Source organism: Celeribacter sp. (assembly GCF_048259695.1).
GTDB lineage: Bacteria > Pseudomonadota > Alphaproteobacteria > Rhodobacterales > Rhodobacteraceae > Celeribacter.
This window is the reverse complement of the sequence record NZ_JBLXHL010000003.1, coordinates 35368-51561: the sequence shown is the minus strand read 5'-3', so window position 1 is coordinate 51561 and position 16194 is coordinate 35368. Positions and strand designations below refer to the sequence as shown.

Sequence of the window (16194 nt, the reverse complement as noted above, 5' to 3'; positions counted from 1 at the left end):
CCATATAAAACCGGGCTCTGCGATTCTCGCGGAGCCCCGCCTGTTTTCCAAACATTTTGCGCCCACAAAGGAGCCCGCCCGTGGACTGGCTGACGTCTCATAAGATCCCCGTTGGTGCGGTCGCAAGCTCGGTCTTCGACTGGATCAGCGATCACGCAGAGGGCGGCCTTGACCTGTTGTCCGTGGCTTTGGAGGCGATGATCAACGCCTTTTTGTGGGTACTGCAAACGCCCCACCCGCTGTTCGTCATCGCCGCTTTCGTCGCCCTCACATGGGTGGTGCAGCGCAGCTGGAAAACCTGTGCCTTGGTCGCCTTGGGCTTTTTGTTCATCCTCAACCAGGACTATTGGGAAGAGACCACCGAAAGCCTCACCCTCGTGATCTCGGCCTGTGTCGTGTGCATGTCCGTGGGTGTTCCCATCGGCATTGCCGCGGCGCACCGGCCGCGCCTTTATGCGCTGATGCGTCCCGTGCTTGACCTGATGCAAACGCTGCCGACCTTTGTCTATCTGATCCCCGCGATTGTGTTCTTTGGCATCGGCATGGTGCCGGGTTTGATCGCCACGGTGATCTTTGTTCTGCCCGCCCCCATTCGCCTCACACAGCTTGGCGTGGCCTCCACCCCCGAGCGCCTCACCGAAGCTGTCCGTGCCTTTGGCGGCACCAACCGCGATGTGTTGATCAAAGCCGAATTGCCCTATGCCCTGCCCCAGATCATGGCAGGCCTCAACCAGACGATCATGCTCGCCCTGTCGATGGTCGTGATCGCCGCCCTTGTCGGCGCGGACGGCCTTGGCGTGCCTGTGGTGCGCGCCCTGAACCAGGTCAACACCGCGCTTGGATTTGAAAGCGGTATGGTGATTGTTGTGGTCGCCATCGTCCTTGACCGCATGTTGAACTGGGGGAAAGACACATGAGCGTTGCCGTCAAAATCGACAATGTTTCCATCGTGTTCGGCGATGCGCCAAACACCGCCCTGCCCTATATGGACCGCGGGTTGGATCGTACCGAGGTGCAGGAAAAATGCGGTCAGGTTCTGGGCGTCCACGATTGTTCGCTCGAGGTCCGCGAGGGCGAAATCCTCGTGTTGATGGGCCTGTCGGGATCGGGAAAATCGACCCTGTTGCGGGCCGTGAACGGCCTCACCCCCGTGGTACGCGGTGCGGTGCATGTGCGCGAGGGCGACACGCTTGTGAACGTCACCGACGCCGCCCCCGCCGATCTGCGCCGCATCCGCCGCGAACGCGTGGCGATGGTGTTTCAACAGTTCGGCCTGTTGCCGTGGCGCAGCGTGGCCGAGAATGTCGGCCTCGGGCTTGAACTTGGCGGTATGGGAAAAGCGCAGCGGCGCAAGGTTGTGCTCGAACAGCTTGATCTCGTGGGCCTGTCCGAATGGGCCGACAACAAGGTCAGCGAGCTGTCAGGCGGGATGCAACAGCGTGTCGGCCTTGCCCGCGCCTTTGCCACCGAAGCGCCGATCCTGTTGATGGACGAGCCGTTTTCCGCCCTTGACCCACTCATCCGCACCAAACTCCAAGACGAGCTTCTGGAACTGCAAGAGCGCCTCAAACGCACGATTGTCTTCGTCAGTCACGATCTCGACGAGGCCTTTAAACTGGGCAACCGCATTGCGATTATGGACGGGGGGCGCATCGTGCAATGCGACACGCCCAACGGGATCGCCAACAATCCCGTTGACGCCTATGTCGCTGAATTTGTGGCCCATTCCAACCCGTTGACGTTCTTGCGGGCGGGGGATGTGATGACCCCTTCGACGCTTTCGGGCGACATCCGCGTCGACGAAAACACCCCCGTTCTGGAGTTCGCCGCACAGCTCACCACCAACACCGCGCCAATTGTCGTCACGCGCGACGGCACCCCCATAGGCGTAGTCACATCGGAAAGCCTGCTGCGCAAACTGGTTCATCACTAAGCCAAAGACGGGACTGGCCACACGCATGCGGGCCTATAGGCCCTCAGAGAGCCCCGAAACCGGGGCGCCATCGCGGCAACTCAGACTAAATGTCAATGAAATCAAAGTGGTGCGGGTGAAGGGACTCGAACCCCCACGCCATAGGCGCCAGAACCTAAATCTGGTGCGTCTACCAATTCCGCCACACCCGCATCCGATTGGGGCGACAAATACCGTGTGATGCGGCGGGGTACAAGATCAATTGCGCAGCTTTCCCGAATGGACAGGGCCGCACTGTGTCATATCGCACCTCTGGCGCGTATTTCCCCTTTGAAATCAATGCCCGCCACCCTAAGGTTTCACCAGTACCGGCGCAAACCCCATGTGCCGCCCGCCGGATCGGAGACCGCCGCATCATGCCACCTGCGAAGCCCCTGTTCATTCTTGGCATTGGCGCCCAAAAATGCGGCACGACGTGGCTGCACAGCTACCTGTCAAAAGCACCGCATGTCGACATGGGCTGCGCCAAGGAATACCACGTCTGGGACGCCCTTTACGGCCCCGAACCGCTGCATTGGTACCGGCAGGACCGGGTGGATGACGCCACCGCGCGCACGGCACTCCGGTGGGCGATGCAGACCGTCGAGGGCGCCTATGAGGCCTATTTCAAGTCGCTCGTCACGGGCCGGACCACGACCACCGGCGACATCACGCCAACCTACTGTGCCCTTGATAACAATGCCTTTTTACGGATCAAGGCGCGGTTGGAGGCGGCGGGATTTGACGTCAAGGTGGTGTTTTTGATGCGTGATCCTGTGGAGCGCTGTTGGAGCGTGCTGCGCAAGCGTGCCGTGACCAAACGCGCCAACGGCATCCCGTTTAGCGATGCGCATCTGATCGACGAATTTGCACGGCTTTACGCCTCACCGAACTTTGACATCCGCACGCGCTATGACCGCACCCTCACGGCGCTCGACGCGGCGTTTGACCCGAAGGACGTCTATGTCGGCCTGTACGAAGAGATGTTCGACGCGGAGCCTCTCACCGCGCTGTCGGAGTTTCTCGCCGTGCCGGTGATCCCCGATCTGGCACAGGTGCGCATACATGCCTCGCCCACCGCGCCCCTTCCCGCCGCGTTGCGGGACGCCTGCGTGGCACATTACGCGCCGACCTATGCCTATTGCCATGAGCGTTTTGCGAAAACGCGCACCCTGTGGTCTGCGCCGGTGGCGGATTGATGCTGCAACAACGCCGTGCAGCCCTTTGAAATGGCGTTGCATTTTCGCCAGTCCCACACAGCAAAAAACAGATCGCCCCAAAAAGGTCTTAGGCATTAACCGCTTATTACCCTAGATTTGAGAAAAAAACCGAGGCAGCAAAAAACAACGAGCGAGGACGACATGTCTAAAAAAGACACGCGTCGTGACCACGGGCAGAGTCCGTCCGTAAGGTTGCGAATTTCCGACTTTCTACCTGATTTCACGACAGGAATCCCCAAAGGCACCGCGATCATGACCGCTGACGGGGCGCTCCCTGTGGAGTTTCTCGAACCCGGGGACCGCATCATTACGCGCTCGGGCATGAAGGTGCTGCGCGGCATTGATACGCCCTCACCGAACCACTTCCAGCTCTCGTTTGACCGCACGGAAGTGATCTATGCCGACGGCATCCAGATCAAAACCGACACGGGAAAGGCCATCGCGGCCTAAGCGCTCGTGGCGGATTGTTTAACGTCTTTGCGGGTTTTGTGGCACGGGGGTTAAACAGGTTAACATCTTTGCGGCGCGGGGTTTAACGATCCTGCGCCCTGAAGTTGCGCCGATTTGGCATGGCAAGGCCTGCGCATTGCGCCGCACACAGCGGACCGACGCCTCGGCCCGCACGCCAAGCGCGCCCGACCTAGACCCCCAGTTTTCGAAACACCTTCGGCAGCTCGTCAGGCAGGTCTTCGGCAATCAGCCCGGGTCCAAAACTGCGCGCGGCCTCGACGTGCAGACAGGCGGCACTCTGTGCCGCATGATGCGGTGAAAACCCGCGCGCCATGAGGCCCGTGATCATGCCCGCAAGCACATCCCCCGATCCCGCCGTGGCGAGCCAAGGGGCGGCACGGTCGTATGCGGCGGCGTTGAGGCTGACCTGTCCGCTTGGTGAGGCGATGACGGTATCCGGCCCCTTGAAGACCACGGTGCAGCCCGCGCGGTTGGCGGCGTCACGGGTGGCCTCGACTTTGGAATAGGCGGGGCCTGAGGAGGCAGGGGCGTCGAGACGCGCGGCGATATCGGGAAAGAGGCGTTTGAACTCACCCGCGTGGGGCGTGAGGATGCAGGCCTCATGCAGGCTCTCAAAGAGAACCGGATCGTTGGCGAGGGCCGTGAGGGCATCGGCATCGAGCACCGTGGCGCGATTGGCGTTTAGGATGGCGGGCAAAAACGCCCCTGCCCGCGCGATGCCAAACGCCGGCCCAATGCACAGCGCGGTGATGCGGGGATCGTTCAGGATTTGCATAAGCGCATCGGGGGTGTCGGCCTGTGCCAACATGATGGCCGTGAGATGGGCCGCGTTTTCCGCCAGCGCGTCGTGGGGCGTGGCAACGGTGACGAGGCCCGCGCCAATGCGCAGGGCGGATCGGGCCGCCAGACGCGCGGCGCCCGTTTTGCCTGCGGGGCCAGAGAGGATGAGCGCGTGACCGTGGGAGAATTTATGGGCCGAGGGAGATTTACGCAATGCGCGGGACCAACAGGCGTCAGTGGCGCTTTGCCCCGCTCCGGCCTCGTCGAGAATGCCCCCCAGATCGGCCTCATCCCAATCGGGCAAGCCGATGTCCTTGACCACGCATTTGCCTGAATAGAATGGGCCGTCGTGCAGGACATGCCCCAACTTCGAGCGGTGGAATGTCACTGTTAGGTCCGCGCCAAGTGCCTGCGGGATGCAGCTTCCCGCCGTTTTGGGTGGAAAGGTTCGACCGCTATCGGCACATAGGCCGGAAGCAATATCCACTGCGACCCATCGCGCCCCGCCCGAATAGATGTGTGGGGTGCAACCGGACCTCAGATCAAAGAGACCTGCGATCCCGTGGGCAGGACGCGCGAGACCCGTTCCGAATACGGCATCAATGACCACCGCGGCAGGCGTTTCAGCGCCCCCGAAACCATGCCCCTTTATCGCGGCCCACATGCGCTCGAATGAAACGGCAGGCACCTCGGGGAAACCCGCGTCACGGACCGCCCCCATTTCACACCACCGCGCGTAATTCGTCCGCGCATCCGGTGGCAGTTTGTCTGCGTCTCCATAGAGAAAAACCTCCACCTCCCAACCGCGTTGTTTAAGCAGACGCGCCACCACAAACCCGTCACCGCCGTTGTTGCCGGGGCCGCACAGGACGACGGCTTTGTCGGTGGTTTTGGCGAGGTCAGGCCATTCGGCCATAACGGCCTCGACCACGCCCTGCCCTGCGCGTTCCATGAGCTGTAGCCCCGTGACCGAACCGGAGGCAATCGCGGCCTGTTCAATGGCGCGCATTTGGGCAGAGGTCAGTAATTCCATTGTGCGCATGCCTCAAAAGTTTTCAAACTGCCTATTGTGAATCCACTTTGCATAAATAATAAGCAAATAGGGGAAATCCTACGGATGGTCCCGCGTCCTGAAAGCCTAGCCGATTGTGGCGGCATTTGAGAAGTGGTCTGACGGTCCGCGAACAGTATTTAGGGAGTCGAAGGTCATGAAAAAGATCGAAGCGATCATCAAGCCTTTCAAACTCGACGAAGTGAAAGAAGCGCTCCAGGAGATTGGCGTACAGGGTCTTTCCGTTGTCGAGGTTAAAGGGTTCGGACGCCAGAAAGGCCACACGGAACTTTACCGCGGTGCGGAATACGTCGTGGATTTCCTGCCAAAGGTTAAAATCGAGGTCGTCCTGTCGGATGACCAAGTGGATGGCGCCTGTGAGGCGATCATCGCGGCCGCGAAAACCGACAAGATCGGTGACGGCAAAATTTTCGTATCGCCCGTCGAACAGGCGATCCGCATCCGCACAGGCGAGTCTGGCGAAGACGCGCTTTAAGAGTGGCACGCGGCGGGTCGCCCCGCCGGATCGCCATGTCACATCTACCGTATACGAAACATTCATAACTAAAGGGACAAGGTCACCATGGGCATCAAAGACGTTCTCAAGACCATCAAAGACGAAGACGTACAATACGTCGACGTCCGTTTCACCGACCCACGCGGCAAGCTGCAGCACGTGACGCTGCGCCACACCGAAGTGGACGAAGATTTCTTCGAAGACGGCTTTATGTTTGATGGCTCGTCCATCGCAGGTTGGAAATCCATCGATCAATCAGACATGAAACTGATCCTCGATCCGGATTCGGCCTACATCGATCCGTTCTATGCCGAAAAGACTTTGTGCATTCACTGTTCCGTGGTTGAGCCCGACACCGGCGAAGCCTATGACCGCGACCCGCGTGGCACCGCCGAAAAGGCCGAGAGCTACCTCAAATCGACCGGTATCGGCGACACATTCTACTGTGGTCCGGAAGCCGAGTTCTTCCTCTTTGACGACGTGCGTTTCTCCGTTGAGATGAACAAAGTGTCCTTCTCCGTGGATGCGCTTGACGCGGCCTGGAATTCCGACACCGAGTACGAAATGGGCAACACCGGCCATCGTCCGGGCATCAAAGGCGGCTATTTCCCCGTCAACCCGATCGATGACGGTCAGGACATCCGTGGCGAAATGCTCACCACCATGGCCAACATGGGCATGAAGGTCGACAAGCACCACCACGAGGTGGCGTCCTGTCAGCACGAGCTTGGTCTCATTTTCGGCACGCTGACAAAGCAGGCCGACGAGCTTCAGAAATACAAATACGTTGTCCACAACGTGGCACATGCCTACGGCAAAACCGCAACCTTCATGCCCAAGCCGATCGCAGGCGACAACGGCACCGGCATGCACGTGAACATGTCGATCTGGAAAGACGGCAAGCCATTGTTTGCAGGCGACAAATACGCCGACCTGTCTGACGAGGCCCTGTGGTTCATTGGCGGCATCCTCAAGCACGCCAAGGCGCTCAACGCGTTCACCAACCCGTCCACCAACTCCTACAAACGTCTGATCCCGGGGTTCGAGGCCCCTGTTCTGCGTGCCTATTCCGCATCGAACCGGTCCGGTTGCGTGCGTATTCCATGGTCGGAATCGCCCAAGGCAAAACGCGTCGAGGCCCGTTTCCCCGACCCATCCGCCAACCCCTACCTGTGCTTTGCGGCGCTGCTCATGGCCGGCCTCGACGGCATCAAGAACAAGATCGATCCAGGCCCCGCCTCCGACAAGGACCTCTACGATCTGCCACCCGAAGAGCTGGCCGGCATCCCGACCGTATGTGCCTCGCTGCGCGAAGCCCTCGACGAGCTTGCAAAAGACATGGACTTCCTGCTTGCAGGCGACGTGTTCACCAAAGGCCAGATCGAAGGTTACATGAACCTCAAATGGGACGAAGTGTACGCCTACGAGCACACACCCCACCCCATCGAGTACAAAATGTACTACTCCTGCTAATCATCAGCAGTCAGACAATTCAGAAAGGGCCGCGCAATTGCGTGGCCCTTTTTTGATGCACCGTGTTGTCTGTGCGGCGGGGACGGCCCTGTGACATGCGCGGACATCACGCCGCCCCACCAAAACAGGCCCACAGCAAAACAGGCCCACAGCAACGAATAAAAATTGAATCGAATCTTAGTTGACGCTTAGGTAAAGCTATCACTCTTAACCTAAGTGGAAACAGCATGCCGTTCAGAGTCACGCACATCGTCAAAATCTACAATCACAGCAAAGAAACCGCGCTCGTGGTGAATATGCAAAGTGGCAAAGGCCGTGAAATCCCCGCGGGGAAAACCGTCGATCTTGGCATGCCGGTCCCGTGGATGGTGTTGGATTGGGACGCATCGGGAAGCAACCCGCACCTGATCGAAATCACCCTGCAACACAGCGGGCGCAAGGCCTACATCTGGCAAAAAGACGAAACCATCTTTGCAAGCCCCATCCCCGTCAATGGCGCTCCGGTACGCCCCGACCCCGATGTAGATGGCGACAAGGATCTCGTGCTGCGTGACAGTGACTTCCAAATCCATCGGGCGGGAAAAACCCATTACAAAGTCGGCCCCGCCATGAGCGCCGCAACCGGCGAAAGCGCCCCCGACAACGGTCAGGCCTACGGGGACGCCACGGGGTGAAACGCCCGCGCACCGGCGATGCCCCCCTTGCGAGACACATTCAAAACCGATTGCAGACGAAAGGAATACCCATGACCACTTCCGGATTTTCCGCCTTTACCGACACCAACGAAAAAGAGGCCCCCGAGGCCCCGATCGTCAACGCGAGCATTCCCGTCCTGGCCCAACAAGGCTATGCCGAAACCTACGAAGGCGCCGGTGAAATCGGCACCGCAAGTCCGCGACACCCCAACGGGACGATCATCATTATGCACGGGTATGACCCGTTTTGCGGCCCCGAACCGCGCGCACGTCTTGGCCAACTCATCGCCTCGCTCTATGATTATTACGACCGGCGCGGCTATGCGATTTTTGCACCGACCTACAATTCATGGAAAACCTTCGTCGATTGCGCGACCGACATGGGCAACGCCCTTGTCAAAGGCGGGTGGCCGATCCACCGCACGCATATGATCGGATATTCGATGGGCGGTTTGGTTTGTCGCAAAATGGTCGCCGAAAAATTCGTACAGCCCCTGTCGCTCTCCACACTGTGCACGCCGCATACGGGCACTGCCCCGTGGGTGCCGACGCCAACCCCCGGCGCGATGTCCCTCTCCCCCGGGTCCGCCGACATCGCGTGGCTGAACCATAACGAAGATGCCGACCGCGCCATCCGAGATCGCTATCAGGCCATCGGCGTGTGTTATGACGACAAGAGTGGCAAGACCCACCACGATGACCAGTTGATCAACGGCAATTCGCAACTCGCCCAGAACCTCGGGTTTGGCAAAACGCCCTATTTCAAGTTCTACGAACAGCGCGATGCCAATTTGCTCACAATCGGGGGCGTGCATGGGGATTGCCAGAACTGGCCGTTCGCCGGACAACTCATGCGCCCGCTCATCGAGCACATCGCCGCCGCCGATGCGCGGTTTGGTTAAATCATAGCGCTGTTGCGCGTGGACACAGAAAAAGGCGCCCTCGTGGGGGTGCCTTTTGGGGCGGCGGCAACGGTATTGGTCGTCAGATCCGCTTTTCAAAGAACACGCGTTTGAATCCGTCTTGGGTTGCCCGCCCTGTCTCGCGATATCCCAGATGCGGATAGATCGACAGATTTTCTGTCATCTTTTCATTGGTGTAGAGTTGAACGGAGGTGGCACCGGATCGTTTTGCCGCGGCCTCGCACAGCGCGATAAGACGCTTGCCAATGCCGCGCCCCGCCGCATTCCGGCGCACCGCAACGGTTTCAAGCAAGACATGATCGCCCGCTTGGAAGAACACGATAAAGCCGGCCACATCGCCCTGCCCGTTGATGGCAACATGCACATATCCCGACCGGATCAAGGCGGCAAAATCCGCCGTCATTGGCGCGGGAACCTGACCGATCGCCGCCACATAGCGCTCGAAAGCCTCTTTGGCACAGCTGCGCACCGCAGGCTCGTCTGCGGCCTGTGCCAATCTGATCCCGCCGCCCCTGTCCATCACGCCGATCCCCTTTGCCAATACGGCAAAGCTACGGCGGCGGTGTCGCGCGGACAAGCCGAATGCCCGCATCACGGTCGGGCGTGCGGGCAAAAACATCTTGATCACCTCTATATTTCCAATATACATGAATTATGGAATCACTATTGATAAACCGACTCACAACCCTGAGCCACCCGCAACGGATGGCTGTGTTCCGCTTGCTCATGCGGCGCTGTCCCGACGAACTTCCGGCGGGTGAGATTGTCGAGGTGCTACAGATCAAGGCAAGCACGGCCTCGGTCTATCTCGCGGCCCTGACACAGGCGCAACTGATCTCGCAGCGCCGTGACGGCACGCGTCTTTTGTACACGATCAATCTGGATGCGGCGCGTGAGGTCGTGATGGGGCTGTTCGTGGATTGTTGTCGCGGTCGGGCCGACCTTTGCCCGCCGCCGTTTTCCGACCTTCTCAGGGGGCTCTCGCCCATCGCGGACCGGACATTCAACGTCCTGTTCGTGTGCACGGGCAACTCGGCGCGATCCATTTTCGCGGAGACCATTTTGCGCGATCTGGCGGGCGACAGGTTCACCGCCTATTCGGCCGGCACCGCGCATCGCTCAAGCCTCAACCCGCTCGCGGTCGATCTATTGCGCTCAAAGGGGCATGACGTCTCGCCCCTGCGCTCAAAGAATATCGAAGAATTTCACGGGGCTGACGCGCCACAAATGGATTTCGTGTTCACCGTGTGCGACCACGCCGCCAACGAGGACTGCCCCGCGTGGCCCGGCCAACCTGTCTCGGGCCACTGGGGGATGCCCGACCCCGTGAAAGCCACCGGCACGGACGCGCAAAAGCGGCTCGCGTTCCATCAAACCTACGGTGCGCTGCGCAACCGGATCACCGCCTTTACCGCGCTGTCGTTTGAGAATTTAAGCCACGCCGCATTGCAAAAACATGTCGACGACATCAGCAAAATCACCGCCACATAGGACGAATATGATATGACCACATACGCGCTCAACGGCCTTGGCCGCATCGGGAAACTTGCGCTGCGCCCCCTTCTGGAACAGGGTGCAAAAATCGCGTTCATCAACGATGCGGCGGGTGATCCGGCGATGCACGCCCATCTGTTGGAATTCGATTCCATCCACGGGCGGTGGCCGGCGGCGTTCTCGGCGGATGAGGACGCCATTACCATCGACGGCACCCGTATCCCCGTGACCCGCAGCCGCGATCCGGGCGCTTTGCCGCTTGCCGGTGTGGATGTGGTGATTGACTGTACGGGCGCGTTCAAAACCGCGGCCAAACTGGCACCGTATTTTGCGGCAGGTGTGAAAAAGGTCGTCGTCTCCGCCCCCGTCAAAGACGGCCCGACCGCCAACATCGTCTACGGCGTCAATGACGACAGCTATGACGCCGGCAGCCACGATATTATCACGGCGGCGAGCTGTACCACCAACTGTCTGGCCCCCGTGGTCAAGGTGTTGATGGACGGGATCGGCATCAAACACGGATCGATCACGACGATCCACGATGTGACCAACACACAGACCATTGTGGACCGCCCCGCCAAAGATTTGCGCCGCGCACGGTCGGCCCTGACCAACCTGATCCCCACCACCACAGGGTCCGCCACCGCCATCACGCTGATCTATCCCGAACTGGCCGGAAAGCTGAACGGCCACGCCGTGCGCGTGCCGCTGCTCAATGCCTCCATCACCGATTGCGTGTTCGAAATGGCCCGCGAGACGACCGTGGAGGAGGTCAACGCCCTGTTCGAGGCCGCCGCCAACGGGCCGCTGAACGGCATCCTTGGCTATGAGACGCGCCCCCTCGTCTCGTCGGATTATACCAACGACACCCGCAGCAGCATCATCGACGCGCCCTCTACCATGGTGGTGAACGGCACACAGCTCAAGGTCTATGCGTGGTATGACAACGAATACGGCTATGCCCACCGGTTGGTCGATGTGGCCCTGATGGTGGGCGGTGCGCTATGACGCAGCCCCCCCGGCGCACGGGCGGATTTGCCGCCTATATTGCCGTCACCGCCGCCTACTGGGCCTTTATGCTCACGGACGGGGCCTTGCGAATGCTTGTGCTGCTGCACTTTCACACGCTCGGCTTTTCGCCCGTGCAACTGGCCTATCTGTTTGTGCTCTACGAGATCGCGGGCGTTGTGACCAACCTGTCGGCGGGGTGGATCGCGGCGCGGTTCGGCCTGACCTCGACGCTCTATGTCGGGCTATCGTTGCAAGTTGTGGCGCTTCTGGCGCTGGCCCGGCTTGATCCCTCATGGGGCGTCACGGCCTCGGTTGTCTTTGTGATGTTGGTGCAAGGCCTGTCGGGCGTGGCCAAGGATCTGGCCAAGATGAGTTCCAAAAGCGCCGTCAAAATCCTTGCGCCATCTGACGCGGCGGGTCTGTTCCGGTGGGTGGCTGTGTTGACGGGGTCCAAAAACGCCATCAAGGGCAGCGGCTTTTTATTGGGCGCCGTTCTATTGGCGGTGTTCGGGTTTGTCCCGTCGGTGCTGATCATGGCCGCGATCCTGTTTGTGATCCTGATCGGAGTTATGATCGGGATGCCACGCGGCCTCCCCGTCGGGCGCAAGGACGCGAAATTTTCCGAAGTTCTGTCAAAGAACCGCAATATCAACTGGTTGAGTGCCGCGCGATTGTTCCTGTTCGGGGCGCGGGATGTGTGGTTCGTGGTCGGCATCCCGATCTATTTCTACGCGGTTCTGTCGGACGGCAGCCACGACGGCAACCGCGCGGCGTTCTTTATGATCGGCACGTTCATGGCCGTGTGGACCATCCTGTACGGCGCAGTCCAAGGCATGGCCCCGCGCATTCTCAAGGCGGCATCGCGCACACCGGCGCAGATGTTGGCACAAGCCAGACATTGGGTGGCGTTGTTGTTTGTCGTCCCCGCCGCATTGGCCGCGCTGCTCTGGATAACCCCCGAGCCATCGACGGCCCTCACACTCACCATCCTTGCGGGGCTGTTGGTGTTCGGCGGCATCTTTGCCGTGAACTCGGCGCTGCACTCGTTCTTGATCCTCAGCTTCACCGATGCAAAACGGGTCACGATGGATGTGGGGTTCTACTATATGTCCAATGCGGCGGGGCGCCTTGTCGGCACGGTGCTGTCCGGCGCCACCTACCAGACCGGCGGGCTGCCGCTGTGCCTCGCCACCGCCGCCACGATGATCGCCCTGAGTTGGGCCGGCACCGCACAGCTCAAAGCCCCCACCCATGACAAAGGCATCACATGACCGTTTTCGAAAAATACCTTTCCCTCTGGATCGCCTTGGCGATGGCGGCGGGGATCCTTTTGGGCAATCTCGCGCCAAGCGTGATCCGCACAATCGCGGCGGCCGAGGTGGCCCGTGTCAATCTGGTTGTGGCCGTGCTGATCTGGGCCATGGTCTATCCGATGATGGTCGGGGTTGATCCGCGGTCCTTGCGCGATGTGGCGAAACAACCGCGCGGCCTGATGATCACCCTCGTGGTGAACTGGGCCATCAAGCCGTTCACCATGGCCGCCCTGGCGGTGGTGTTTTTCAACACCCTGTTCGCGCCGTGGATCGCGCCCGAGGATGCATCGCAATATATCGCGGGGCTGATCCTGTTGGGGGCTGCGCCCTGTACCGCGATGGTGTTCGTCTGGTCACACCTGACGCGGGGCGACGGGACCTATACCCTGTTACAGGTGTCGGTGAACGATCTGATCATGGTTGTCGCCTTTGCGCCGATTGTGGCGTTTCTATTGGGCGTGACCGACATCGTGGTCCCGTGGTCGACACTGGTCCTGTCGGTGGTGCTGTTCATCGCGCTGCCGCTTGTCGCGGGGCTGATCACCCGTGCGCGCCTTGGCTCACCGGCGGCGATCGACCGGTTTCAGGCCCGTGTGAAGCCCTATTCCGTGGTGGGGTTGATTGTCACCGTGATGATCCTTTTCGGTCTACAAGGTCAGGTGATCGTGTCCAGGCCGTTTGTAATCGTGCTGATCGCCGTTCCGATTGTTGTGCAAAGCTACGGGATTTTTGCCCTCGCCTATGCGGCGGCCTTTGTCCTCAAGGTTCCCCACCGTATCGCGGCGCCTTGCGCCCTGATCGGCACCTCGAATTTCTTTGAACTGGCGGTCGCCGTGGCCATCAGCCTGTTCGGGCTCAACTCCGGCGCGGCTCTGGCCACGGTCGTGGGCGTTCTGGTCGAGGTGCCTGTTATGCTGACACTGGTTGCCATCGCCAACCGCACACGGGACCGCTTTGCACCGTGAGGTAAGGGCGCGGGGAGGGCCTCAGGACTTGCGCCTGATTGTTCCGGAAAGCTCGAGGGCGGCGTCCAACGTATTGGAGATCGTCCCGTATTTGCGGATATTCTTGTGCAGCAGAGCAATGCGCTCGTCGGTTTCAGGCGTGTCGACAACCAGTTCGTAGCTGATCGCCACCATTTTAGGGGGGCTGTCCTGTCTGTGGCCGGAAAGCGAGACCTCAAGGCCGCGCAGGTCGAACTTGATCATTGGCGTCACCCGTTCGGCGCCCTTGATCATGCACGCAGCCAAAGATGCCAGTAACAGCTCGGCAGGGTTGAACGCATCGGGCCGTCCGGCCAGTGCGGTATCCAGACGGATACGCGCCTGCCCCGCCGTGGCCTCTGAGCCTGTGTCATCCAGTCGTTTGGCAGAAACGGAATAGCGCAGCATCATTCCCACTCCATCTGTTCATAGGTTGTCTGTGCGTTGCGTCCCGCAAGGCTGTCGAACTGTTCGAGATATTCGAAAGCGGACTGGTCGATATCCGGCGCGTCCATGATGTCGCCGCCCGCCTCGATCACCGCGCCGATTTGGGTGCGCAGATTGACGAGGTAGTCATAGGTGTCGGCGGTGGCGGTCGCCAAGGTGGTGACATGCCCGTGTCCGGGAACAACATAGCGCGGTTCCAACGCCGCCATCGTCTCGAACACCTCGATCCAGCTTTTGGCGTTCGATTGCCCGCCATTGCCCAGAATGCGCTCCACATACACAATATCGCCGGTGAACACCGTGTCCTTTTCGTCGAGCCAGACAAAGCTGTCCCCCGGCGTGTGCGCCTGTCCGGCATGGGTAATCTCGAACGTCAGCCCGCCAAGGTCGAGGGTATAGGCATCGGCAAAGGTCACGTCGGCATAGGCGGGATCTGTCCCCGCAAGACCGTCCCCCAAGAACTGCGACAGGGCGCCCATCTGTTGTGATCCACGGTCCTTTTGGTCGTCAACCGCCGCTTGGGCGGCAATGATGGTTGCCCCTTGGGTCCGCCAATAGCCATTGCCAAGCCAACGGTGATCCTGACCGCCCGTGTTGATCACAAACGTGACGGGTTGGTCGGTGATCTCGCGGATGCGGGCATGAATGGCACCGGCGCCGTTCCAACTTCCGCCCGGATCTATCAGCACAGCCCCCTCATCGGTCACAACGAGGCCAAAGGTTGCGTTATTGGCGAGGTTTTCGGCGGAGCGCTGTTCCTTGGGGCCGACCAGAGCGTAGACGCCATCCGTCACGTTTTGCACCTCGAACATATCCGCCTGTGCCGGTACCGCCATGAAAGCCATAACAAATGCGGTTGCGGTTGCGCGTTGAATTACGGTCATGGTCCATCCTCCGAATAAAAAGCAGGCCCCTTGGCCACGCGGCGCCCCCGATCAAACCCGATCAAAGGGGCCGTGCGCAAACCTTGCATCAGTATCACCCGAATTGATATGCATAAATTTGCATACCTCCCCCGCCCCCCGAACGAAAAAGGGCGCCCCGTTCGGGACGCCCTTTCAAATCTGTGTCGCTCGGGCTTAGCCGCGGGCTTTGCCTACGAACTTCCATGCGGCGGGCAGGACCATCGCTGCCAGTGCAAGTTTCAGCGCGTCCCCGATAAGGAACGGTGTCAGACCCCATGCGAGGATGGGCTTGTCCACACCGTAGAGAACGGCGAGCCAGATCAGGCCGGGGACGTAGATCAATGCATTACCGATGAGCATGGCGCCTGCCATTTTCACGGGGCTGCGATCCCAACCGGCGCGTGCGGCCATGCCGAGAGCAACAGTGGCCAGAACGTACCCGACGAGGTAGCCGCCGGTGCCACCCATCATATAGGCAATCCCGTGTGTTTCAGCGGAGGAGCCTGCGAAAACGTCAAAGCCAAGCGCCCCGACGAGCATGTAGAGCGCGATGGTGGCAAGACCGAGGCGTGGACCGTAGGCCGCACCGAGCGAGAGCACAGCGAATGTCCCCATGGTGATTGGCACGGGCCACATCGGCACCGCAATTTTTGCCGAGATCGCAAGGATCATCACGCCCGCGACGACCAGCGCCACTTGTTTCGCCCGCAGCGCGGTGCCTTCGGTTGCGCCGAAAGCCTCGGCCAGTACTTTATCGGTCATCGCAATCGCCATAGGATCGTTCCTTTCCCGCGTTGTTAATCGTGTTGCGTTGTTTTTGCCCCAAGCGTGCCTCAAGGGCAAGCGCATTGCGGCGGTCGGTGGTGACTTTCGGGCAAATTCGCAAATTATGTGCAAAGCGATAGCTGCAATTTGCAAATCCGCGCGAAGCCTGCGTGGAGGATGCCACCGGTTACAGCA

General features: G+C 60.2%; 17 protein-coding genes and 1 tRNA gene. 12 read left to right on the top strand and 6 right to left on the bottom strand.

What is annotated here, in order from left to right:
• The first annotated feature begins 80 nt into the window (after nucleotides 1-80).
• Together choW and choV are read left to right on the top strand one after the other, a co-directional pair.
• Nucleotides 81-917, top strand: coding sequence for a choline ABC transporter permease subunit (gene choW, locus ACN0Q0_RS06130; protein ID WP_417242503.1), 837 nt, complete (start codon nucleotides 81-83; stop codon nucleotides 915-917).
• Nucleotides 914-1933 (top strand): choline ABC transporter ATP-binding protein, encoded by a 1020-nt coding sequence (choV, locus tag ACN0Q0_RS06125; protein WP_417242502.1) that lies wholly within the window; start codon nucleotides 914-916, stop codon nucleotides 1931-1933. The genes choW and choV overlap by 4 nt, the downstream gene beginning before the upstream one ends.
• A gap of 107 nt (nucleotides 1934-2040) precedes the next feature.
• On the opposite strand, the gene ACN0Q0_RS06120 is transcribed toward choV, so the two are convergent.
• Nucleotides 2041-2124 (bottom strand) — tRNA-Leu (locus ACN0Q0_RS06120).
• A gap of 204 nt (nucleotides 2125-2328) precedes the next feature.
• Between ACN0Q0_RS06120 and ACN0Q0_RS06115 the strand changes: the two genes are divergently transcribed.
• Together ACN0Q0_RS06115 and ACN0Q0_RS06110 are read left to right on the top strand one after the other, a co-directional pair.
• Complete coding sequence (locus ACN0Q0_RS06115; protein ID WP_417242501.1) at nucleotides 2329-3150, top strand: sulfotransferase; 822 nt, start codon at nucleotides 2329-2331, stop codon at nucleotides 3148-3150.
• 273 nt (nucleotides 3151-3423) lie between these two features.
• A complete protein-coding gene (locus ACN0Q0_RS06110) occupies nucleotides 3424-3621 on the top strand; it encodes a hypothetical protein (protein WP_417242500.1) in 198 nt (65 codons plus the stop codon).
• Between the two features lie 190 nt (nucleotides 3622-3811).
• On the opposite strand, the gene ACN0Q0_RS06105 is transcribed toward ACN0Q0_RS06110, so the two are convergent.
• Nucleotides 3812-5455, bottom strand: coding sequence for an NAD(P)H-hydrate dehydratase (locus ACN0Q0_RS06105; RefSeq protein ID WP_417242499.1), 1644 nt, complete (start codon nucleotides 5453-5455; stop codon nucleotides 3812-3814).
• 175 nt (nucleotides 5456-5630) lie between these two features.
• Between ACN0Q0_RS06105 and ACN0Q0_RS06100 the strand changes: the two genes are divergently transcribed.
• The 4 genes from ACN0Q0_RS06100 to ACN0Q0_RS06085 all read left to right on the top strand — a co-directional run bounded on the left by ACN0Q0_RS06100 (nucleotide 5631) and on the right by ACN0Q0_RS06085 (nucleotide 9060).
• Nucleotides 5631-5969: a P-II family nitrogen regulator gene (locus tag ACN0Q0_RS06100; RefSeq protein ID WP_062215706.1), complete on the top strand. Its 339-nt coding sequence runs from the start codon at nucleotides 5631-5633 to the stop codon at nucleotides 5967-5969.
• An 87-nt stretch (nucleotides 5970-6056) separates the two neighbouring features.
• Nucleotides 6057-7463, top strand: a complete 1407-nt coding sequence (gene glnA, locus ACN0Q0_RS06095) for a type I glutamate--ammonia ligase (protein WP_417242498.1) — start codon at nucleotides 6057-6059, stop codon at nucleotides 7461-7463.
• A gap of 227 nt (nucleotides 7464-7690) precedes the next feature.
• Nucleotides 7691-8137, top strand: coding sequence for a hypothetical protein (locus ACN0Q0_RS06090; protein WP_417242497.1), 447 nt, complete (start codon nucleotides 7691-7693; stop codon nucleotides 8135-8137).
• A 71-nt stretch (nucleotides 8138-8208) separates the two neighbouring features.
• Nucleotides 8209-9060: an esterase/lipase family protein gene (locus tag ACN0Q0_RS06085; RefSeq protein ID WP_417242496.1), complete on the top strand. Its 852-nt coding sequence runs from the start codon at nucleotides 8209-8211 to the stop codon at nucleotides 9058-9060.
• Between the two features lie 82 nt (nucleotides 9061-9142).
• Here the strand turns inward: ACN0Q0_RS06085 and ACN0Q0_RS06080 are convergent, their stop codons facing one another.
• Nucleotides 9143-9730 (bottom strand): GNAT family N-acetyltransferase, encoded by a 588-nt coding sequence (locus ACN0Q0_RS06080; RefSeq protein ID WP_417242495.1) that lies wholly within the window; start codon nucleotides 9728-9730, stop codon nucleotides 9143-9145.
• A 5-nt stretch (nucleotides 9731-9735) separates the two neighbouring features.
• On the opposite strand from ACN0Q0_RS06080, the gene ACN0Q0_RS06075 reads away from it, so the two are divergent.
• The 4 genes from ACN0Q0_RS06075 to arsB are packed head-to-tail and all read left to right on the top strand — an operon-like array spanning nucleotide 9736 to nucleotide 13864.
• Nucleotides 9736-10572, top strand: a complete 837-nt coding sequence (locus ACN0Q0_RS06075; RefSeq protein WP_417242494.1) for an ArsR family transcriptional regulator — start codon at nucleotides 9736-9738, stop codon at nucleotides 10570-10572.
• Between the two features lie 12 nt (nucleotides 10573-10584).
• On the top strand, nucleotides 10585-11583 hold the full coding sequence (locus ACN0Q0_RS06070; RefSeq protein ID WP_417242493.1) for an ArsJ-associated glyceraldehyde-3-phosphate dehydrogenase: 999 nt from the start codon (nucleotides 10585-10587) through the stop codon (nucleotides 11581-11583).
• The gene (gene arsJ, locus ACN0Q0_RS06065) at nucleotides 11580-12857 is read left to right on the top strand and encodes an organoarsenical effux MFS transporter ArsJ (RefSeq protein ID WP_417242492.1); all 1278 of its coding nucleotides are present in this window, start codon (nucleotides 11580-11582) and stop codon (nucleotides 12855-12857) included. The genes ACN0Q0_RS06070 and arsJ overlap by 4 nt, the downstream gene beginning before the upstream one ends.
• Nucleotides 12854-13864 carry an ACR3 family arsenite efflux transporter gene (arsB, locus tag ACN0Q0_RS06060; RefSeq protein WP_417242491.1) on the top strand — a complete coding sequence of 337 codons (1011 nt, stop codon included), beginning with the start codon at nucleotides 12854-12856 and terminating at the stop codon, nucleotides 13862-13864. Before arsJ ends, arsB begins: the two co-directional genes overlap by 4 nt.
• A 21-nt stretch (nucleotides 13865-13885) precedes the next feature.
• On the opposite strand, the gene ACN0Q0_RS06055 is transcribed toward arsB, so the two are convergent.
• The 3 genes from ACN0Q0_RS06055 to ACN0Q0_RS06045 form a co-directional block, all read right to left on the bottom strand.
• Nucleotides 13886-14293, bottom strand: a complete 408-nt coding sequence (locus ACN0Q0_RS06055) for an OsmC family protein (RefSeq protein WP_417242490.1) — start codon at nucleotides 14291-14293, stop codon at nucleotides 13886-13888.
• Nucleotides 14290-15213 (bottom strand): MBL fold metallo-hydrolase, encoded by a 924-nt coding sequence (locus tag ACN0Q0_RS06050; RefSeq protein ID WP_417242489.1) that lies wholly within the window; start codon nucleotides 15211-15213, stop codon nucleotides 14290-14292. Before ACN0Q0_RS06050 ends, ACN0Q0_RS06055 begins: the two co-directional genes overlap by 4 nt.
• Before the next feature lie 195 nt (nucleotides 15214-15408).
• Nucleotides 15409-16008 (bottom strand): biotin transporter BioY, encoded by a 600-nt coding sequence (locus tag ACN0Q0_RS06045; protein ID WP_417242488.1) that lies wholly within the window; start codon nucleotides 16006-16008, stop codon nucleotides 15409-15411.
• Between the last annotated feature and the right edge of the window lie 186 nt (nucleotides 16009-16194).